The following is an 18,778-nucleotide window of genomic DNA, read 5'->3' on the forward strand; positions in this document are numbered from 1 at the left end:
CCCCCTAGCGAATGTTCAGCCGACGTATCTCACCGTCTACGACAAACTCTGCTGCCTGCGCATCGAAACTCCGAAGTCTCCATCCTGCGTAGGTTTCACCAATGCGCATAACCTGGCTCTGCTCCAGCGATTGACTGCCGAGAGGGTTAATCGACAAGAAGCGTTCACCGCCGCGCAACTCACGTCCAATAATTTGGAAGGTGGGCTCAGGGGGCTTGTTTGGCTTGCGGGATTTGAGTTTGAGCGGGGCTGGAGCCGGCGATGGGGCCGTCTGTAGATGTTTTGATTCGAGTGCCTGTAATTGGCCCTGCAATACTTGCAGATCTGCAATTGCTGCGGTGCCAGCAAGCTCCGTGCGCAGGTCGGCTATACGGCGAGAGAGGGTGTCGTTGTGCAGATTGAATTCGGTTTGGGTGACTGTATTTGGATTCTCTGGCGTGTCCAAATTGGACTGCTCCAACTCAATAATCCGTTCTTCAAGCAACTGGAGTTTTACTGAGTCAGTTTGTTCTTGGACGCTTTCTCCCAGTCTCGAGAGCGATACCTGGTGGGAGATCAGCACGACGCTTGCCAGCGACAGCCAGAGCGGAGTGGACCACAGTAATAGCTGCGCACGAAGCTTCGAGTTTGAGGAGGTTGTGTAGATCATGGTTTCACCCGCGCATTTGCCGTTTTTGTTGCAGCGCCCGGCTCGGAGTAAGTGCTACCTGCCACGGTGAAACAGACTTTTCGAAGCTGTTCATTGCTTTGTAGCGTCCATGCAGGCCCGGCAAGTATTTGCAGCGCGTCACGCAGCACTATCGGTCCAAGGCTCAGGTGGGCAGCGGGCAGTGGCAGACCAAACAGCACTGCGGTTTCAGGTGTGCTGTCGCAAAGTCCATAGCCTGACCGCAACAGAACATAGTGAAGAGCATCGCCGACAGAGATGGCCCATGCAGGAGGAAGGTCGATATCAACAACTTGCAGCAAGAGGTTTTGCTGGGCGGCCTCCGGTGCAAGCTCGACCAAGGTGTAACGGCCGTAGCGCTGCACGGGAATATAGTTTTCTGAAGGCTGGGCAATCGTTTTCTCAACGGTTTGGGCAACTGGTGGCACCTGGGGGCTTTTACAGCCCGTGAGTGTCAGACCATTCAATAAAATTAGGGGCATAAGACAGGTATTGAGCGATGGCATAGATCAGCTTCCTGGATGAGAGCTAAGGAACATCGCAGCCTGTACAGTTGGAGGCAGCCATCAATGAGAAACAGTGAGCGCTCCTATTAACATCGGAATAGAAAAACGGCCTCCGAGGAGGCCGTTGAGAAGAAAAGTTGGAGTGTTCAACTGAGTGTGTAAGTAGCTCTACGTGTAACGGGCTTCAATACTCTTCAGGTAGAAGAATGGTGGTCACGCTTCGGTCTGCTTCAGTGATGATCCAGATCGTCAGACCTGGTTTGACCTTATAGACAGACATTAGACGCTCATTTGAGATTAATGCTTCTTCATTGACGCAGCGATCTGCATCGCATACGTCGCCCCAGTCGCCCTGTAAATGACGGCCGAAGTACAGAAATGGATCTAATCGTTCCGATCGAACCAATGCATCCACGCCTTTGGTCAATACCAAGGCCCCGAGCTCGGAAAAAGGATTAAGCGACGAGCCGAATTTGAGAATCATCATGGTCTGTTTCCTATTCAAAGATGGGCCATGACACTCCCTCGGGAGGCATGGCTCACGAGGGTTGGTTGGAAGACGAAACGTCTTCTAATGGTTAGTACAAAAAAGAAAACCCACGACCCGCTAAGGGATCAGTAATCAAAATGCTGGCTCTGGCTCTGGCTCTGGCTCTGGCTCTGGCTCTGGAATAGTTGCTGCAGAGGAGCTAGCTACGACCGTTGAATCAACTGCGCTATCGCTGTCTTGAGCCGTCGGCTCACGTTTGTGTACTAGAACGCCATTAATCTTGATCCAGTTCACAAGAAGCAGTCGGGCTTTAAAGCTGACGCCCAGTTGCCCAACGTTCAGGCCTTTGGTGTACGTAAAGGTATCCACCCACGGGTCTCCAAGGCGAAAACCGATCAGCACCTTTTGCTCTGATGCAACAGCTGACATACAGCGACGGACCAGGTTTTGCGCCTCTTCGCCCGTGACACGAACATCGAAGCGGCGGTATTCCGGTGAATCAATAGGACCATTGAGCGCTGCGATGTCACAGGCTAAAAAAGATTCACCTTTCCTGAGTTTCACTTCGCGTATGCGGTTGAGATAGCCCAGTCCGGTGATATGAAGATCAAAGTATGCTGTTTCGGAATTAGCACTGTTCATGCGCGCCTCCAGGCTAGGAAAATAGATGGAGGCGCGCCAACCCAATGCGGGAGGTTTGCCCCCGAAAAGGTGAGTGAGTTGAATGACCCACTAGAGAATGTGACTACCGTACTGATGAACTGCGACGGCTGAATTACCAGCTGTGGAAATGCATAATCAACGATGCGATAACATCACGCCGTGCCTGGTCTAAGGGTCCCAAATTGGCAAACCCTAGAAAACCTACATGCTTGAAAAGTGCACTTCCTTCATACGTATCGTAAAAGCTGACCATGGCCGCCAAAAAAATGCGTTCATTGGTGCTAAGTACATGAAAGGAGTGGTTGATCATCAGCAGGTCAGGACGTAGGTCCCACCTGCATTTGGCGTTTTCCACACTGTTTTTGGTGCAGTCGCCAAAATAGGTTGGGCCCGCTAATGCAACGCCTTGTTTCCAAGCGTACAGAAAGGCTGCGGAGGTGCTCTCGAAATCTACCTGCGCTTGATCGGTCTGTTTGAAGCCCGACGCAGGTAACGAAGAAAGCTGAGAAACAGGGGAAGTTTTCATAAGGTGCTCCTTGGTATCTGTATAAACGCTGCATCCAATTGGAAGAGCGCGAAGAGTGGTAGGCATCAACGCCGTTCAGGGCGTGCGTCCGCAGAATTGATGCTTGGCGGACTGGCATGGTCAACGTGAGTATTCACGCCGCAGCCCTGAAGACCTCGGCTGCCTGGGCAGGCACTGATCAGTGACCAGTGATGCGAACCCTGAGACTGAGCTTCGAGCCCCGACCTGTCAGCGATGAATACCGCGACCCTATGAACCCGATTGAGAGAGCGTCGCCAGAAGTCTTTTTCCGATCCAGGTGAGGCAGGGCACGGCCATGCTGTTGCCAATGGCCTTGTACCGTGGACCATCAGCTGCCATCAGCATCCAGCCTGTTTCCGTGGGCTCCCAAAGATCATTTGGGCGGCTACGACTGATTCGCTTGGTCGCGTAATTGCGCCTCGGAATTCTGGTGTAACCACTGGGTAGGCCTTGAAGACGCTCGCATTCATTCGGAAGCAGGCGTCGGGCCTTGTGGCTTGATTCTGGTGTGACTGGATAGGCTCGAACCAGTCCATCCTCACGTGGGGCCGAGTGCTCAACGGGTTCGTCTTGTGTCAGGTCACCCGGCTCGTAAACGACGAATGCCACGTCGTGATTACAGGTCAGCGTAGGGCAGCACTCCAGTGAAGCTTCTGCACCACCTTGGCCGTTGGCCATCCCGTACGTGTTTGTAAAGACATGAAGTCGTTCTAAGCCATCATCTGCATCAGTGCTCGTTCCATGATGGGCGGTAGCAATCTGCCCCGGCGAGCGGTCCGGCGGACGATCCCGGCGCATGCCTTCGGACTCAAAAAGTACCGCGGCGGGATCAAACCCAGGTCGAGCACTTGCGACAAGGAACACACGACGGCGTCGTTGGGCCACGCCGAAATATTGGGCATCCAGGATTCGCCACGCGATTGTTCTTTGGGGGCCAAGCACAATACCTGCGTGCGACCACACCTTCCTTGGCGGCTCCAGCACCTTTTCTTCTCCAGCAAGTGCTGCGAGAAAACAGCCGAAGGCGTTGCCTTTGTCGCTGAGCACGCCAGGTACGTTCTCCCAGACAATGATTGATTCAGGTTCATTTCGACTGCAGCGGACTTGGTCGATGGCATTGGCGAGTTCCACGTATTTGAGGCTGAGCACACCGCGCGGATCAGCCAGACCAGCGCGAAATCCAGCAATACTGAAGGCTTGGCAAGGTGTGCCTCCAATCAGGATCGGAGGGGCAGGAATGTGTTTACTGAGCACTTGCTCAGTCAGTAACGTCATGTCACCTAGATTGGGCACCTCGGGGTAGTGATGGGCTAGTACTGCACATGGAAACGGCTCGATCTCGGAAAACCATGCGGGCATTATTCCAAGCGGTTGCCAGGCGACACTGACGGCTTCAATTCCGCTACAGACACTGGCGTACTTGAGACCGGTAAAGGGTTGGTTCATAAGGTAAGTCCTTCGCTGTGGCACGCCCCTTTCGCCAGAACAAATTCTGGAGAGGCGCGGTAGGGGGAAGGGACTAAGGTGCCGAAGGCGCAACCTTCGGCTGAAACAAGAAAGCCACCGGTGGGCTACGCAGGATCATGGCGCTCGTTATTGCCAGGCCCTGTTGCAGCATTTACACCCGACCCGTGTCGTGGCGTGGGTCGGAATCGTGAGGCACACATCCGTGTACAAAAGGAGCCCGTTGTTTGACCGGTGGGTGCCGGTACTGATTACGCCCACCCCGAAGGGTTTCCTGATCGCTTTGATCAAAGTGATCAGGAAACCCTTCGGGGGTGAACTTCTAAATGAGTGTGGCGCGCCGTGAGCGCATCAATGACAAACAAGTCCTTCTCGTCAGCGATCATAGGATCGGGCTGTACGCGCACGCTGTTTCAGAAGGAGAAACATGCTTGGGCAAACCCACTCAGCTCCTTTTTGGCGTTGAGCGGCGCGGCTTTCGGGATGTCGATGCAGGGCCCGCCTTGGCCTCGACAGGCAAGACACCTTTGCACTCGGGGTAACGGGTGCAAGACCAGAAGGCGCCGTGCTTGCCGTGTCGTTGACGCATAGATGCACCACACACCGGACAGCCAGGCCCTTCAGGAATGTGAATAGACAGGGTGGTCGTTCGGTAATGCTCAACCAGTTGCGTGATCCACGCAGCTTGTTTGGCTATGAAGCTGTCCAGCGTCATCTGACCGGTCTCGATCATGTCAAAAGCCTGTTCCCAGATCGCGGTGGTGCCAGGGTCAGCGATGGCTGCCGGCACTGCATCAATCAAGGTGAAGGCTGCATCAGAGGCTCGAACCGATCGACCCTTTTTGAACAAATACCCCCGACTTAAAAGACCGTTGATGATGTTGGCACGGGTTGCTTCTGTACCAATGCCCGATGTGTCCTTCAGAGTCTGCTTCAGCCGCGGGTCGTTGATGATCTTGGCGACACCTTTCATGGCCTTGATCAGTTCGCCTTGGGTGAATGCCTTGGGCGCAAGCGTCTTGAGCGACTTCAACTCGACGTGTTGCACGCTGCAACAGCTGCCTGACATAAGGGGTGGCAAAACCTGACTCCGTTGTGTGGACTCATCCTCGGTTGTCTCCTGTGCATTCGCCAATACCTGACGCCAACCCAACACAACGATTTGCTTGCCTGTGGCTTGAAGAGATTGCCCCTCACAGTTGAATTGCGCGCAGGTTCGGTCGAACTCGTGATGCGGCAGAAACTGCGCCAGATAGTGAGCGCGTATCAGTTCGTAAACAGCCCGCTCGTTCTCGTTCAGGGCTCCCATCTTGAAAGGCTCAAGCGTTGGAATAATGCCGTGGTGAGCACTGACCTTGTTGTCATTCCAGGCTCGCGAACGTTGGGTGCGATCAACTGACTGAATCAGCGAGGCAAGGTTAGGATCACTGACCATCAATGCGTCTAGAACGGTTTGTGCTTCGCCAAACATGCTTTCGGGCAGATAGCCGGAGTCAGAACGAGGGTAGGTTGTGGCTTTGTGGGTTTCGTACAGCGATTGTGCGATGTCCAAAGTCTCTTGCACGTCCAGCCCGAAGCGCCTTGAGCACACTTCCTGGAGTGTGCTGAGATCAAAGGGCAGTGGTGGGGCTTCACGCAGTCGCTCCGTATCCACCGAGGTGACTTGGGCTTGCGAAGCGCCCTGAAGGCACCGAAGCGATTGATGTGCGGCCGCTTGCCGAATGCAGCGTCCGGCGTCATCCACCGTGCCAGGCGGAGGCACCCATTGCGCGTTGAACGGCTGCCCTCCAAGCGTCAGCACCACATCGACAGCCCAGTAGGGGACCGATATGAAGCGAGCTATATCGCGATCACGATCAACGACCAAACGTAACGTCGGCGTTTGAACGCGACCGACGGACAGCACACCGCCGTGACCCGACTGACGTCCAAGCAATGTGAATAGCCGACTCAGATTCATACCGATCAACCAGTCAGATCGGGAGCGGGCGAGGGCTGAGTGATACAGCAATACGGTGTCATTGGATGATCGCAAGGTTGCCAGCGCTTTGCGAATTGAGGCGTCGTTGAGAGCAGACAGCCACAGTCGCTGAATCGAACCCTGGTATCGGCACAGCTCAAGAATCTCGCGAGCGATCATTTCACCTTCACGATCAGCGTCGGTGGCGATCACAAGCTCAGTAGCCTGGGTCAACAAATGTTTGACGACGTTGTACTGCGAGGCTGTGTTTGCTTTGACTTCGACCTGCCACGATTGCGGAATGATAGGCAGTTGGTCCAATGACCAGCGTTTCAGGTGCTCGCCATAGGCCTCAGGTGGAGCCGCCTCAACCAGGTGGCCGATGCACCAGGTGACGGTTACTCCAGAGCCGTTGTAGCAACCGGAGCCACGTTGGTTTGCTCCAAGCACTCGAGCAATGTCTTTGCCTTGAGAGGGTTTTTCACAGAGGAAGAGTCGCATGTCATTGCCCTGAGTAGGTCTGAGATGCGTGTGACGATGACGCAGCAGCCCCCGCAATCGCGACCCGAAAAGCGATACTGAGTTTGGCTTATTGAGTTTGCGCAGATTCTCTTCGAGTGAGGTACCGCTGGGGAGTCGGCAGGTTTTGGTTCAGAAGATTCGCAATGTGCCGCCGGCTGGACCGTAGTGGCCGTCAGTGGAACTTGCCGTCCGGCGCCACGCACCTTCATTGGTGCAGCGTGAGCGGCTGACCGTCGCGACAGCCGCTCATGGATTTGTGAATTATTGTTGATCCCCATCGTTATCTGGTGCGGACTGTTTTGTGCCCAGCACTACGGTCTCGATCCGGAAGGGCAGAATGCCCACCCGACGAGCCTCGATCTTGAACGTCACACGGGCTTTTTCATCTGCGTCTTCCCATTCCTCTTTCACGGTGCGTCCCTCCACTAATACCCGCATGCCCTTCTGGTACAAGACGCTCCATCGTTGGGCATCGCGGTGCCAAATTTCGACAGGAGCCCAATAACCTCCGCGATCTTCAAAACCGTCTTTGCTAGGTACAGGGTTATCGAAGTAGATATTGAGCCGCAGCAGACGCCGCGGCTCATCGTTGCCGTTGGCAAACTCCCGATACTCGGGCGTCGAACCGATATTGCCTTCACCAAAAAAATGGGTGCTCATGATGTACTCTCTTGAGGTGTGTCGCGTCCGATGACGCGTTGATAGATCCCTTCCGCCCGGGCGATTTTGCTGGCGCAGTTGCCGGCTTGGCGGGTAAGGCTGTGGGTCAGGCTGATCTGCATGTTGAGCACTATTCGCTGCTGCTCCAGGGCGAAAAGGTCATTGATCAGTACGTTCGGTGTTGCCTTGCTCTCGATGCACCGCTCCCACAGCGCCACCCCCATCGATGTACGGTCTAGGTTGCGCCAGCGCAAAAAGGTCGTCCCTGCACCAGTGACTTGCTGGGCCAGTTGGATGGGGAGTAGGTTGAATGGGTAGCTCCGGGCCTGGGTAAGGATTCGCTCCTCGGCCAAGGTAATGAGGTCGTCGCGAAGCGCAGAGCATTGGCTGGCCCAGACCTCAAGCTCCCCCTTACCTTTAAAAGGGTTTAAAAGGCCTTTTAGGTAGCCTGCGTGTGCCAGCTGCTGGAAGTCTGCCGGCGCCAAAGAGGTGAAGTAGTTCTGGCTCATCGGGGCTCTTCCTCTTCTGAAGGTGAGTACCCTGCATTTGTGTCGTCTGCTTCGGGGGTGTCTGCGCTCTCGATATCCGGTTCATCTGTAGCGGTATTGTTTTTGCTCTGCTGCTCGTTGATGGTCATGCGTCGAATCATGGGTGGCGCGAAGCGCGACCGGCGCGAGCCCTCGAGTACGTCTTGCGGTAACTCGCCGAACCTTTCCCTTGCGATCTGCGCGGCAACGTTATTGGCCGCAATATCTTCACGATGGGCACCCGAATGCTTGTATTGCTGGGCCAAGCTAAACAGGCTGCGAAGGGCATGAGCGCCTTCATTCAGACAATGTTCCAACGTGCTTCGGTCGATCAATGCGGTGTGATGCGCCAGGATCAGCCGCCTCGCCAGGTCGTCATACTCAGCCAGAAGGTACACCGCCATGAATCCGAGCTGAGCATTGACGAACAACGGTAGTCTGACCGGTTGGACATTGAGGTTTTCACCCAGACTCAAGGCGGAGGGAACCTCTGACAGTACCTGGTCGACCTGCTCACGCAGGACTCTCAGGCTCTCCTTGGTGTCATTCAGCTTGTCTTCGATACGCAGCATCCAAGCGTCTGAGTAAGGATCGTCCTGTTCAGCTCCGCGTTTCATCTTGTTCATGACTGACATGAAACCGTTCAGACCGATGATGGTAGCTCGTCCTTCCGAGGCTGATCGGCCATGCCAAATGCGAGAAGCATGATGGGTGTGCAAGGTGAGTTGCATGGTGCTGCGTAACGCACCAAGGTTAAGTTGCAGATCGTTTGCCATGGGGTCGCACTCATAGAGGAATGAGTGGTCAGCATTGAGGTAGAGGGGGAAGGCTGTCAGTGAACAAAGCGCAGGGGGTGGCAGCCTGATTTCACGCAATTGTTAAGCGGGCGTTCAGGGCTATCCCCAGGGGATAACCAAATCCGTGGAAGTGTACATTCAGCGCAGAAAACGACCTTTCAACTCTGCAAGGTAGGCTTGAGCAACCGTTGGATCTCGTTCTGCTTTATCTACTTGCCGGGGCGTTGGTTTGGAGTGCATCGACTCGTATGCGTCTGTCTTCGCAGCCCACGCGGTGAAGTGTCCCTGCACGGCTTTCTGGATGATGCCGAACAGGTAGCCGGCAGGATTGCGAACTTGTGTATCTCGACACCGTGCCGCCCACTCATCAAGCACAGCTTGGCGCAATTGAGGGTTCACTTGAAGTAGAGCTACTTTGGCACCTGCTTGTTGAGCCGGCTTGAGCAAGCCGAACCGAGGGGGGAATTTCATTTCGGACGCATCACACACCTGAGTTTCTGTACGTATTTCTTTTAACGGTTTTGTATTTAAAGTACTCGCTGTCTTCGGATTCCGAAGCTTGTCGCAGCCAGTGCCTTTGAGACCTGGTTCGGATTCCGAAGCAGGCGTTTTTTCGTTCCGAAGAGCGGGTGAGTGGGGCTCTTCGGATTGGCAGGTGGGCTCATCGCAGGTCGCTTTTTGCTCAAGCAAACGTTGTATCAACACATGCAGATGGCTAGGCAACAACTGGGTCTGCAGATTCGGGTCTTGGCTGATTTCTTCGAGCACTGTCAAACCGACTCTCTGAATACCCTTGTTGGCGTGTTCAAGTGTCTGACTGACCAACACCATGTAGGCCGGATCAAGTTGCATGGCTTCAAAGGGGCTTAGCGGCCTGTCGTGGAGGACGTACAAGTTGCCAAGCACTCGGCCGGTACTCTTATCGCGGCGACGTCTGACCAGGCTGAGCCAGCGTGTCAGGCGCAGCAGCGTCAGGGTTTTGGCCACGGTTTCGTGGGAGGCCACCGCCCCGCACGGAACCGATGTCAGATAACGACGAAGTTGATCGTAGGTGGGAAAGGCGGTGACACCATCATCATTGAGCAGCAGCCTAAATACCTGCCAGGCATTGCGCTCGAGCGGTGTCAGCCGAACATCGAGCAGGAGCGCTCTGGGTACGGTTTCGTGGCGATTACCACTGAAGAGAAAGCCGTCACCGTGGGGTTGCCTGTCTTGTGGTTGCAGGCGCTCCAATGCGTTATCTAGCAACGAGGACAACGAAGCAGGGGCTGCGCGATTCATGGTGTCAGACCAACCCCTGATCGATCCAATTGTGCAACGCTGCCCAAATTACTGACACGGGAAACGTGAGCTCTTGCGCCAGATCCAGGGTGAGCGACAACATGGCCATATCATCGTCCACCGCGAACCCCCGAGCTTTGAATTGCGGGTACCAACGTTTCCATAACAAGGTGTCCTGTTCCTCACTGAGCACCGGATGCCGTCCTTTTCGCTTGGGCAGACCCAGTATGTCTCGACGCAGAGCGACCTCTTGGTGTGTCAGGCCGTAGAATTTGCTGACCATCTCCGTACTCGCGCCCAGGCGCAACATCCGGTCGACCGTGGCAATTTCCTGCTCCACATCATCCACCTGATGAAGAATCCGCTGCAGGACTTCACGATTGATTTGAACGGTGCACCAAGGCACCCGGGCATTGAGCAAAACACTGAGCAAGGCAGGCACTTTGAGTGCGCCGCCAATTCTTGGTCACCAAATCCCATCGTTTTGCAGCGACGCAGTTGGCCGTTGCGCAGATCGTGTAGGGCTTGTGCAATTACAGCTTGGTTTAGTGGGTGTGGTGCCGTCATGAAGACCTCCTGTCATCGCGTTATGGTGTCTGGGTAAAAGTCGGACTTGAGGTCGATCAGGCGACGGGCCAAGCGAATCAACCGGAACAACTTGACCAGATTGGCGTCACTCAATCTGTTGGCGTTGTCACAAGGCTCGGTAGAGCCCAGGAGCAGGGAACCAATTTCTAACGGCACGGCTTGTTTCGTGCTTGCAGTCAACGTGTCAAGCAAGGACAGCAAGGTGGACGTCGGTTGATTTTCTGGTGTCGATCCAGTGCTGCAACGAAAACCAATACCTTCATCGACTTCAGTGATGAAGTCGGCTTGCGCTTGATCCTGAGCGATCTCCCGGGCGAACTGGCTGATGTGGACTCGCAATCGATCCGGTGCGTCGAGGCCTGGCTCAATGTTCCAAATGTCCGAGATCGGGAAGAGACTGCCCTGCGAAGGAGGAAGGCAGTCTGATTTCAATTGAGGCTCGTCCCCAGCGTGCTCAGCCACCATTTGCTGTATCGACTGAAGGCGATCGGTAACGGGGGAGGTGAGTACCGCATTGTCCTGAGTGTCAGCAGCACTCTGCTCAGCGCTACAAACTGTTTTAGCGGGCGCAGAATTGGACCGCTCAGGTGCGTGAGGAGGAGGGGGAGGCAGGAACATTGAGGGTTCTGACGTTGGGTGTTGTTGTGGCTCACCTCCCAATGCTCGCTGACGCCTCTCCCCGGTCTCCGACTCCAAGGTCAATGTGTCGTAGTCGACGCCGAGCCATTGCGCCATCTGACCAATCAGTTCGTCTTGTACTCGCGGTAAAGAAAACGCGGCAGCTTCTCCATCAAACATCACCAGCGCTTCCTGAAACAAGGTCGGGAAATCGATGCCCATCACTTTGCCATGAGCGTGCTCCTCCCAAATTCTTTCACCTGATCGGCGCATCACAGCCAAGCGCTCAACCTGATGCCGACCCAGACCGCCGTACAGAACGTTAGGGATGGCCGGCAAGAGGAACTGCACTGCATCGCGCATGCGGCTGATGTGCGATTGTTGAATGGGGTAACCATCAGCGCTCAGTCGTCGCGACAATTCCGATTGCGAAAGGGGTAAACCGCACTCCAGTTCGTAAAGCTCCCTGGCTTTCTCGACACCCAGTGCTCGTTCAATAAAGGTCAGTCCACCGCGAAGTTCGTTCTCGGCCAGGTGGCCAGTTAACGCGACGATCTCACCTCGCTGGGGCCAGGGGCGAAATAGACACGAAATACGAAAGAACTTTTCGTCTTTGGTCTCCGACCACAGCTCGTTCAGTATTGATAACCGGGTATTGCCACCATTACGAATTCGGAAGTGAGGCTCACCCGGACGCCGGGTGATGGCCGGCGGGGCATCCAACCCTCGATGGCGAATCGACGCCTTGATCTCATCATATCGCGGGTTGCGGGTTACCCGCGGGTCCAGGTCGTAAGCTTTCAGCCGGTCCAATGTTATGACCATTGGCGTGTCGATGATCGGGTCACACAGCGCCTCCATTGCCGGTCCTGATCGGGCGAAATTTTCTGCCAATAAATGATTGGCCGTGGTTTCCAATCGCCTGTCGGTCATTGCTGCAACCCCCGGGGAGGAGGAACCAACAACCCGTGGACGCCTACCGGCGCCCGCTCGTCAAGTTCAAGGATGCCCGACAGGTTGGGTTGAATATCCAGATCCATGAGCAAACCGCTCAAGCCCGCATTGGTTGCCAACACCCCAATATTGGCGGCGGTGGTGGTGGGTTTGCCAACACCATCCTTGGTAGAAACAATTGATACCACACGCATGGTGTTGCTCCTCAGGTGCGGTGCTGTAAGCGTTCAGCAATCCACTGGTCAACTTCGCCGGCGTCCCAGCCCACGGCTCGCACTCCAAGTCGCACGGATTTCGGGAATTGGCCTTGGCTCATCAGGTTGTAGATGTGGGCGCGCTTGAAACCGCTTTTCTGCTCGACCTCAGAAAGCCGCAAGATGCGAGCCTCCCTCGGCGCCGTTGTTTCGTTCTGCTGAGACACGGTGGACTCTCCTTGACGCCCTGTAGCGCCTGGTGGGAAGTGTTGGCTATTGAATGCCGCTAAGAGACTCAAAACACTGCAGTTGCAGAATGAGCGACTGCAATTGCAACGCTTACGAATCACCGGAAAGTTGACGTTTAGCTTCAGCAAATTTCGCCGATAACGTGCGTTCGGTTATTCCAGGTCGGCCGTTGTGGTAAGCGATCAGTGCGCTGATGACTGATTCGAGGGTGTTGAAAGATGAGTAGCGCACACCGCTCGGTGACTGCCCCAAGAGCAGTGTCAGTAGACCGCCGATGATGTTTAGGTACGTGGTTTCAGCCCTGGTGTGAAGTTGAGCCTTACTCTCAGCAGATTTGGGCTGTTGAGGTTGTGCCCGTGCGCTCAATTGAGCTTTGAGCGTTTTGATCTGCAGCAGCAATTCCTGGACGGAGTCGAGATCAATGGCCGAATGTAGCTGTCTTTCCATTTCGTCGAACAGAAAACCAGGTTTTTGATCCGGGTAGGTCTTCGCCATCCAGCGTTTGAGATCCACGTGCCGGATAGTGAGCTGTGGAGCATCAAGCAGCGCCGGATCATTGGAAGTTATCCCGGCTTTTCCGAACGCAAGCTCGCTGTTGCGCATAGCATCGTAAAGACGCTCGATGTTCAGTCCTAATAAAGGCCAGAACGGAAGAGCTTGCGCGGTCGTGGGAGCTGTCAACGATGTCACAGAGAGTATGTCGGTTTCTTGCTCAAGCAAGCTGCTCCAGCGGACCGCTGCTTCGATGGGGCTGTAAAAGACTTTGGTGCCGTACTGCTCGTGTTTCTCATTCATTGGTCGTTCCATGGATGGCAATGTCCATCTATAGAAACGTCAGCGTGATTCAAGGGAAAGACGAAATACGTCTTGGGGGATACTCATTTATCAATGGTGATGGTTGAGACTTTCTGGGTTACGGCTCAGTGGTGACTTGGTGCTTGTGTTATGGGCTCTCCCAAGCTTCGTGCTGAGCAAATTGGGAGAGTATTGATGTTCTGAGGGTCTGGTGCAGGACCTATTCAGTCCTGCCTTCTTGGAGTGTTTATCTGTTCAAACGACCGAATCCATATTGGTGACGCGGGTTATGAATCGCTTCAGTTGTTCGCTGGGATCATTTGATGAACGAAGCAGGTAACTGGTCAGCACAGCCGGATCACCCGCCAAAGGACGAGTCACGATCTCGGCGCTTTGGCACAGCGCCATGTGCGCTTCACAAGTGAGTCCAATACCGTACCCGGCAGCGACCAGGCTAAGCATTACTTCCTGGCTGGAGACTTGTTCAGCTACTTTCGCAGGTGATGGTATCTGGCGCAGCAGGGTGTCAATTTGTTGATGAAGTCCGGTATGCGTTTGAGGATCGAACAGCACCAACGGGTAGTTCAGCACCTGATCCAATGGGATGTGCTTAAGGGCAAGAAGCGGATGTCGTGCTGGCACGACTACTGTCAATGGCGTTTGCCAAACTGGTTGAGCGTTCAAGCCGTCACCTACGTCCTTTGAGCGAGCGAAACCAACATCGAACTGGTCCTCGCGAAGCCCCCTCAATTGCTGGGATAACGAAACCTCAAATAACCGTATTTCCACCTCCGGTTCTTCCTCTCGACATTGGGCCAAAATCGCTGACAAACGTTGAGGCAGAACACCGTCGGATAAGGCAACTCTGAGGAATCCCCGGTATCCAGCTGCTGCTGCCCGAACATTGCAACGTGCTTGTTCCACCGCTTGAAATATACGGTGGACGGCCTCAGCGAAAACCTCTCCAGGCCAAGTCAGTCGTGTGCCTCGAGAGGTTCGGTCAAACAGCTGTGCGCCTATGTCTGATTCCAGCTCTTTGATCGTCCTGGAAAGTGGGGATTGTTCTATGTGTAGCCGCTCCGCGGCACGGGCGAAATGAAGTTCTTCTGCAACAGCGATGAAGCCGCGCAAATGGCGAAGTTCCAAAATAGTTCCTTAGCCATCACCCTTTAAAAGAAAACAGGGCGACAGCGAGTTTTATGAATTATCTGCCAAGGCGTGACTTATTTTTTTGAGGATTTTGAATGAAATTGCTCTAGAAGTTCCAAGCCCTCTTGGAGTGGTACGTAAGCTGACGATATCAAACGATGGAAGTCAGCTTCACCTACGTTTTGTAACGTTACGGATGTCAGGGCTTCCAATAGTCCAGTGCCGGTTCCAATCCGAAATAGAGCGTTTTCTAGTAGTTGTGAGGCTTCTACATTGGTGTCTATCAGCATTACCGAGGTTGAGGTGGCGTTTGTTTTCAACGGGCGATAACGATCCATGTTTAGCTCCTGAGAGTGCTGATATGCGGTTTAAAAAACAGATGACAAGGAGTGAGCGTTTAGTGACAAGTCACCTCGTAATGCGGTAGGCCTATCAGAGTGCTTCCTGGGAAGGAGTCGTTTATGACTTCAAGCCTGTAGTATTCCTTACTATCCGTTGTAGTCGCAGGGCCGCGGGGACGAAGGAGTTTTGAGCTCGCTGCCCCGGCGGTAATATTTAGTCATTATCGGTTCGTGTGCAATTGCGTGAGTTGTTCGATAGTGGCGCGAGTTGCGGCTAACTTGAAGCCGTCTAGCGCCTTCGCGAATAAGTACTGATTAAAATGCGTGAGTTTTTTCCTGCTAATTTGAAACAACTGTGTCATCACTACCGATCCACTGCAGAGGTCTGCCGGAGGCTGAAAATCAGCCGTGGTCAGTTCAACAAGTATTTGAGTGGACGTAGCCTGCCTACAGCATTCAATCTCAAACGTATCTGTGATTTTTTTGGTGTGGAGGAATACGAGATTGGCCTACCGACAGAGCAGTTCGTCAACCTAATAGGCGCCCGGTCCAAACGGTCAAGCACGTCTCTGGAACTGACTCCAACGCAGCGAGCGATTGAACATCTTCAACAGCAATCATCACCACATATGCGGGCGTTACTGGGGTACTACCACGAGTACTACTACGCAATGTCGGATCCGGGTTTCATCGCGTGCTCGCTGGTGCATATGCAAAAGAGTGACGACTGTTACATTTATGAACGTCATGAACGTTTACAGTCCAGTATTCCTGGTGTCGCAGATCTTGATCGCTCTCGGTACAAAGGCCTTGCGTACTACCTACAGGACAGGCTGTTCCTCATCGACTACGAATCGCTGACGTCTAATGAGGTCAGTCAAACCATCCTCATCCCTAGCTTCAAAAGTCGAGTGACTCGTCTCAACGGGCTGAAGATGGGCGTTTCAGCATGTGATTCCCGTAAACCGGTTTGTTCGAGGGTGGTGTGGCACTTTTTAGGCGTAGACATAGATCGTCATGAGGCCTACCGCAGGGTTGGGCTTTATCGCGTGGATACCGAGGAAATAGACGGCGATTTGAAGGCGAGGCTTGGGCGGGCACAAATAGTTGATGGTCTGTTCCAAATTGCCTGCTGTTGACGGGGATATGTACCGGCGAGCTACGTTTGGCGACGCCCGACCAGTTTGATCTGGAGCAGCGATTGTGGATCATTTCGCAAGAAGTGGTGAAGCAGCTTCAGATGGGGCCTGATCAAGGGCACGATGCCTTACTGATGAGCTAAACCGGTCCGGCAACGCTCCAGATCATTGGGGTGAGTAAAAAACAGGCCGGTTTGTATGCCGTTAACGCCGTCATCAAGTGATGGGTGCCGAAGATTTTCATGAACCGTTTCAGGTTGTAGACGAGAACGTTCAAGCTCATTTCTGCGCTTACCCCGGCAAGCTTTCGGGTCAAGAAGTACGTCGCGCCCACCCATAGTTTGAGCATCCCTAAGGATGCTCATTGTGCACTGGAGATCAAACGGCCATTTGAGTCTTCGCGCTGCCAACCACCACCCAACGCTTTGAATGTGGCCACTGCAGCACGAGCCGATTCAGTTTGTGCTTGGGCTCTACCATCAGATGCCGCTAAAAGGTTTTCATCCGCGTCCAATACTTCTATCAGACTGACCACGCCTTTCTCATACGCGGTAAACGACGTCGCTCGTGCTTTCGCAAAAGCAGACTCGCCCTGGGCTAGCTTTTCGGATTGCTGCTCGCGGTTGATCAGTGCCGAAAAAGCGGTTTCGACATCCTCGCAGGCCCGTAGAACTGACTGGCGGTAAACGGCTATCGCTTCGGCTTCTTGACCCTTCGCCAAGTCAATTTGGGCGTTGATGCGGCCAAAATCGAATAGCCTCCAGCGTAGTCCCAGGACCGCCGAGGCCTGACTGGCACCGTTGCTGAAAAGATTCCCGCTGGATACCGATGTAGCGCTGCCTAGCAGCGCACCCACAGAAAACTTGGGGTAGTACTCGGAGATGGCTTCGCCGATGCGAGCATTCGATGCCGCCAGTCGGCGCTCAGCGACGATCAAATCTGGACGCCGACGCAGCAGATCGGCCGGAGAGCCTAGTTTGGCGAGACTTGGCACATCAGGGATGCGCGCCGACTTAATCAATTGCGCGCTGTAAGTACCCGGCGGTTTGCCTAACATGACATCCAGCGCATTCATCGCAGCTGCAAGGCCCGCCTGCAGTACCGGCACGGTGGCCTGTGCTTGATTCAGCGACCCTTGGGTCTGGTTCAACTGTAGTTCAGCAGCTATTCCTTTTGCATACAGGTGCTCGATGGTGGTGAGCAGTTGTTGTCGTGTGTCTACTTGCTTTCGGGCAATTTCCAGGCGTGCTTGCAGGCCACGGATGCTGATGTAAAGGTCTGCAGTCTGCGCTACCACCGCGAGGCGTGTGGCAACCGCTCCGGCTTGGGAGGCCTGATAATCGGCGAAGGCTGCCTCTTTGCCTCGGCGTAGTCCGCCAAATACGTCCAGTTCCCAACCTGCATTCAGATTCGCCTCATAGGCGCTCCCGTAGCGATTAAAGGATGGGTCTGAACTCAGTACTTGGCCCAACGGTGTCTCCACGGACTGACGGGCTCTGGCCGCTTGCCCATTGACTGTAGCCGATGGCAAAAGCGCTGCGTTAGCTGCCCCCAAACCCGCGTGAGCCTGCTCGATCCTTGCTGTTGCTTGAGCTAAATCGAGATTTTGTTCAAGTGCACGATTGATCAGCTGACTGAGCACGGGGTCATTGAACGAGTTCCACCAAGCGGTGAGATCAGTTGGTGCTGCATCAACTTGGTGTGCTTTAGGTGTTTGCGCTAAAAAAAAATGCTCAGGCAATTCCACATTGGGCTCTGAATAGTCAGGGCCCACTGCGCAACCCGCAACCATGCCGAACCACAGCAAGACCGCAAAACGAGGAGGGTGCATGTGATACCTTCGGAATGATCGATTTGTGACGATATTACAATTTGGTCACAAGTTGTCAACCACCTTCAGGGTGCGTAAGCTGCTCGCATGAACCAGCCATCAGTTTCTTCGCCAAGCGCCCGCGGCCCAGCCGATCACGACATCCGAGACCAGATTGTCGCGGCGGCCAACGAACACTTCAGTCAATACGGTTACAGCAAGACAACAGTCTCCGACCTGGCCAAAGCCATCGGTTTTTCCAAGGCTTACATCTACAAGTTCTTCGATTCCAAGCAGGCGATTGGTGAGGCTATTTGTAGAAATTGTCTGTCAGAAATCGTCGCGGCTGTTGAGCAGGCCACCAATGTTGAGGGCATCTCCCCGACCGAGCGCTTTCGGCGGTTGGTCAAAACCTTGATCGCCAAGGGTGTAGACCTGTTTTTTAACGACCGAAAACTTTATGACATCGCGGCGTTCGCCGCTTCGGAAAGCTGGCCCAGCTCACGAGTTTATGACGCGCGTATCAAGAGCTTCGTGCTGCAGATCGTGCGAGAGGGGCGGGAACTCGGTGAGTTTGAGCGCAAGACACCGTTGGACGAGACAGTGGAATCGATTCATCTCGCTCTACGGCCCTTCATCAATCCTTTGCTGTTGCAGTACAACCTCGATGTTGTTGAAGAGGCTCCTGGGCTCATTTCCAACCTCATTCTACGCGGCCTGATGCCTTAAAAGGCTTGGCTGATGGATCCGTTGCGCATCCGCAGCAGCATGCGTATCTAAATAATCAGATCTCAAACCCCTCTGTGTTGCCCTGATCATCAGGGCAACTTTCATTTGTCTGAATGGTGACCATTGAC

At 54.2% G+C, this 18,778-nt stretch carries 19 protein-coding genes and 3 pseudogenes; 2 read left to right on the forward strand and 20 right to left on the reverse strand.

What is annotated here, in order from left to right; all coding sequences use genetic code 11:
* Positions 1 to 4: 4 nt before the first annotated feature.
* From ABH912_RS02725 to ABH912_RS02810, 18 genes and pseudogenes are all read right to left on the reverse strand, one after another.
* The gene (locus tag ABH912_RS02725; RefSeq protein ID WP_429509541.1) at positions 5 to 649 is read right to left on the reverse strand and encodes a hypothetical protein; all 645 of its coding nucleotides are present in this window, start codon (positions 647 to 649) and stop codon (positions 5 to 7) included.
* Positions 646 to 1,173, reverse strand: a complete 528-nt coding sequence (locus ABH912_RS02730; protein WP_429509542.1) for a PilL N-terminal domain-containing protein — start codon at positions 1,171 to 1,173, stop codon at positions 646 to 648. Before ABH912_RS02730 ends, ABH912_RS02725 begins: the two co-directional genes overlap by 4 nt.
* Positions 1,174 to 1,357: 184 nt before the next feature.
* On the reverse strand, positions 1,358 to 1,660 hold the full coding sequence (locus ABH912_RS02735; RefSeq protein ID WP_429509543.1) for a hypothetical protein: 303 nt from the start codon (positions 1,658 to 1,660) through the stop codon (positions 1,358 to 1,360).
* 135 nt (positions 1,661 to 1,795) lie between these two features.
* Positions 1,796 to 2,305 (reverse strand): STY4534 family ICE replication protein, encoded by a 510-nt coding sequence (locus ABH912_RS02740; protein ID WP_429509544.1) that lies wholly within the window; start codon positions 2,303 to 2,305, stop codon positions 1,796 to 1,798.
* Positions 2,306 to 2,438: 133 nt separating this feature from the next.
* Positions 2,439 to 2,852, reverse strand: coding sequence for a hypothetical protein (locus ABH912_RS02745; protein WP_429509545.1), 414 nt, complete (start codon positions 2,850 to 2,852; stop codon positions 2,439 to 2,441).
* 249 nt (positions 2,853 to 3,101) lie between these two features.
* Positions 3,102 to 4,319: a DNA cytosine methyltransferase gene (locus tag ABH912_RS02750; protein WP_429509546.1), complete on the reverse strand. Its 1,218-nt coding sequence runs from the start codon at positions 4,317 to 4,319 to the stop codon at positions 3,102 to 3,104.
* A gap of 463 nt (positions 4,320 to 4,782) precedes the next feature.
* A complete protein-coding gene (locus tag ABH912_RS02755; RefSeq protein ID WP_429509547.1) occupies positions 4,783 to 6,798 on the reverse strand; it encodes a DNA topoisomerase III in 2,016 nt (671 codons plus the stop codon).
* A gap of 282 nt (positions 6,799 to 7,080) precedes the next feature.
* Positions 7,081 to 7,479 carry a single-stranded DNA-binding protein gene (locus ABH912_RS02760; RefSeq protein ID WP_429509548.1) on the reverse strand — a complete coding sequence of 133 codons (399 nt, stop codon included), beginning with the start codon at positions 7,477 to 7,479 and terminating at the stop codon, positions 7,081 to 7,083.
* Positions 7,476 to 7,988, reverse strand: coding sequence for a DUF3158 family protein (locus ABH912_RS02765; RefSeq protein WP_429509549.1), 513 nt, complete (start codon positions 7,986 to 7,988; stop codon positions 7,476 to 7,478). Before ABH912_RS02765 ends, ABH912_RS02760 begins: the two co-directional genes overlap by 4 nt.
* Entirely contained in the window at positions 7,985 to 8,782 is a 798-nt protein-coding gene (locus ABH912_RS02770; RefSeq protein ID WP_429509550.1) for a PFL_4669 family integrating conjugative element protein, read from the reverse strand. Before ABH912_RS02770 ends, ABH912_RS02765 begins: the two co-directional genes overlap by 4 nt.
* A 159-nt stretch (positions 8,783 to 8,941) precedes the next feature.
* Complete coding sequence (locus ABH912_RS02775) at positions 8,942 to 10,084, reverse strand: STY4528 family pathogenicity island replication protein (protein ID WP_429509551.1); 1,143 nt, start codon at positions 10,082 to 10,084, stop codon at positions 8,942 to 8,944.
* A 4-nt stretch (positions 10,085 to 10,088) separates the two neighbouring features.
* Positions 10,089 to 10,651: pseudogene (locus ABH912_RS02780) on the reverse strand (DUF2857 domain-containing protein).
* Between the two features lie 12 nt (positions 10,652 to 10,663).
* Positions 10,664 to 12,223 carry a ParB family protein gene (locus tag ABH912_RS02785; RefSeq protein WP_429509552.1) on the reverse strand — a complete coding sequence of 520 codons (1,560 nt, stop codon included), beginning with the start codon at positions 12,221 to 12,223 and terminating at the stop codon, positions 10,664 to 10,666.
* Positions 12,223 to 12,438: pseudogene (locus ABH912_RS02790) on the reverse strand (ParA family protein); the annotation flags it as partial. The pseudogene ABH912_RS02790 and the gene ABH912_RS02785, both read right to left, overlap by 1 nt.
* 11 nt (positions 12,439 to 12,449) lie before the next feature.
* Complete coding sequence (locus tag ABH912_RS02795; protein WP_429509553.1) at positions 12,450 to 12,665, reverse strand: AlpA family transcriptional regulator; 216 nt, start codon at positions 12,663 to 12,665, stop codon at positions 12,450 to 12,452.
* A gap of 112 nt (positions 12,666 to 12,777) precedes the next feature.
* The gene (locus tag ABH912_RS02800; protein ID WP_429509554.1) at positions 12,778 to 13,482 is read right to left on the reverse strand and encodes a hypothetical protein; all 705 of its coding nucleotides are present in this window, start codon (positions 13,480 to 13,482) and stop codon (positions 12,778 to 12,780) included.
* 255 nt (positions 13,483 to 13,737) lie between these two features.
* A complete protein-coding gene (locus ABH912_RS02805) occupies positions 13,738 to 14,628 on the reverse strand; it encodes a LysR family transcriptional regulator (RefSeq protein WP_429509555.1) in 891 nt (296 codons plus the stop codon).
* A 77-nt stretch (positions 14,629 to 14,705) separates the two neighbouring features.
* The gene (locus tag ABH912_RS02810) at positions 14,706 to 14,969 is read right to left on the reverse strand and encodes a hypothetical protein (RefSeq protein ID WP_429509556.1); all 264 of its coding nucleotides are present in this window, start codon (positions 14,967 to 14,969) and stop codon (positions 14,706 to 14,708) included.
* A 323-nt stretch (positions 14,970 to 15,292) separates the two neighbouring features.
* Between ABH912_RS02810 and ABH912_RS02815 the strand changes: the two genes are divergently transcribed.
* On the forward strand, positions 15,293 to 16,111 hold the full coding sequence (locus ABH912_RS02815) for a helix-turn-helix domain-containing protein (RefSeq protein ID WP_429509557.1): 819 nt from the start codon (positions 15,293 to 15,295) through the stop codon (positions 16,109 to 16,111).
* Positions 16,112 to 16,310: 199 nt separating this feature from the next.
* Here ABH912_RS02815 and ABH912_RS02820 read toward each other — a convergent pair.
* Both ABH912_RS02820 and ABH912_RS02825 read right to left on the reverse strand, forming a co-directional pair.
* Positions 16,311 to 16,463: pseudogene (locus tag ABH912_RS02820) on the reverse strand (IS5/IS1182 family transposase); the annotation flags it as partial.
* 9 nt (positions 16,464 to 16,472) lie between these two features.
* Positions 16,473 to 17,942: an efflux transporter outer membrane subunit gene (locus ABH912_RS02825; RefSeq protein ID WP_429509558.1), complete on the reverse strand. Its 1,470-nt coding sequence runs from the start codon at positions 17,940 to 17,942 to the stop codon at positions 16,473 to 16,475.
* A gap of 87 nt (positions 17,943 to 18,029) precedes the next feature.
* Here ABH912_RS02825 and ABH912_RS02830 point away from each other — a divergent pair, with 87 nt between their 5' ends.
* Complete coding sequence (locus tag ABH912_RS02830) at positions 18,030 to 18,650, forward strand: TetR/AcrR family transcriptional regulator (RefSeq protein ID WP_033060762.1); 621 nt, start codon at positions 18,030 to 18,032, stop codon at positions 18,648 to 18,650.
* Positions 18,651 to 18,778: the final 128 nt, after the last annotated feature.

The sequence above is a fragment of the Pseudomonas sp. BT76 TE3572 genome (assembly GCF_050435365.1).
In the GTDB taxonomy this organism is placed as follows: domain Bacteria; phylum Pseudomonadota; class Gammaproteobacteria; order Pseudomonadales; family Pseudomonadaceae; genus Aquipseudomonas; species Aquipseudomonas fluorescens_W.

Coding starts and splice junctions, on each gene's coding strand:
- ABH912_RS02815 (WP_429509557.1), top strand. CDS start 15,293: ATGCGTGAGTTTTTTCCTGCTAATTTGAAACAACTGTGTCATCACTAC.
- ABH912_RS02760 (WP_429509548.1), bottom strand. CDS start 7,479: ATGAGCACCCATTTTTTTGGTGAAGGCAATATCGGTTCGACGCCCGAG.
- ABH912_RS02740 (WP_429509544.1), bottom strand. CDS start 2,305: ATGAACAGTGCTAATTCCGAAACAGCATACTTTGATCTTCATATCACC.
- ABH912_RS02800 (WP_429509554.1), bottom strand. CDS start 13,482: ATGAATGAGAAACACGAGCAGTACGGCACCAAAGTCTTTTACAGCCCC.
- ABH912_RS02825 (WP_429509558.1), bottom strand. CDS start 17,942: ATGCACCCTCCTCGTTTTGCGGTCTTGCTGTGGTTCGGCATGGTTGCG.
- ABH912_RS02725 (WP_429509541.1), bottom strand. CDS start 649: ATGATCTACACAACCTCCTCAAACTCGAAGCTTCGTGCGCAGCTATTA.
- ABH912_RS02745 (WP_429509545.1), bottom strand. CDS start 2,852: ATGAAAACTTCCCCTGTTTCTCAGCTTTCTTCGTTACCTGCGTCGGGC.
- ABH912_RS02785 (WP_429509552.1), bottom strand. CDS start 12,223: ATGACCGACAGGCGATTGGAAACCACGGCCAATCATTTATTGGCAGAA.
- ABH912_RS02730 (WP_429509542.1), bottom strand. CDS start 1,173: ATGCCATCGCTCAATACCTGTCTTATGCCCCTAATTTTATTGAATGGT.
- ABH912_RS02750 (WP_429509546.1), bottom strand. CDS start 4,319: ATGAACCAACCCTTTACCGGTCTCAAGTACGCCAGTGTCTGTAGCGGA.
- ABH912_RS02735 (WP_429509543.1), bottom strand. CDS start 1,660: ATGATGATTCTCAAATTCGGCTCGTCGCTTAATCCTTTTTCCGAGCTC.
- ABH912_RS02770 (WP_429509550.1), bottom strand. CDS start 8,782: ATGGCAAACGATCTGCAACTTAACCTTGGTGCGTTACGCAGCACCATG.
- ABH912_RS02765 (WP_429509549.1), bottom strand. CDS start 7,988: ATGAGCCAGAACTACTTCACCTCTTTGGCGCCGGCAGACTTCCAGCAG.
- ABH912_RS02810 (WP_429509556.1), bottom strand. CDS start 14,969: ATGGATCGTTATCGCCCGTTGAAAACAAACGCCACCTCAACCTCGGTA.
- ABH912_RS02830 (WP_033060762.1), top strand. CDS start 18,030: ATGAACCAGCCATCAGTTTCTTCGCCAAGCGCCCGCGGCCCAGCCGAT.
- ABH912_RS02775 (WP_429509551.1), bottom strand. CDS start 10,084: ATGAATCGCGCAGCCCCTGCTTCGTTGTCCTCGTTGCTAGATAACGCA.
- ABH912_RS02755 (WP_429509547.1), bottom strand. CDS start 6,798: ATGCGACTCTTCCTCTGTGAAAAACCCTCTCAAGGCAAAGACATTGCT.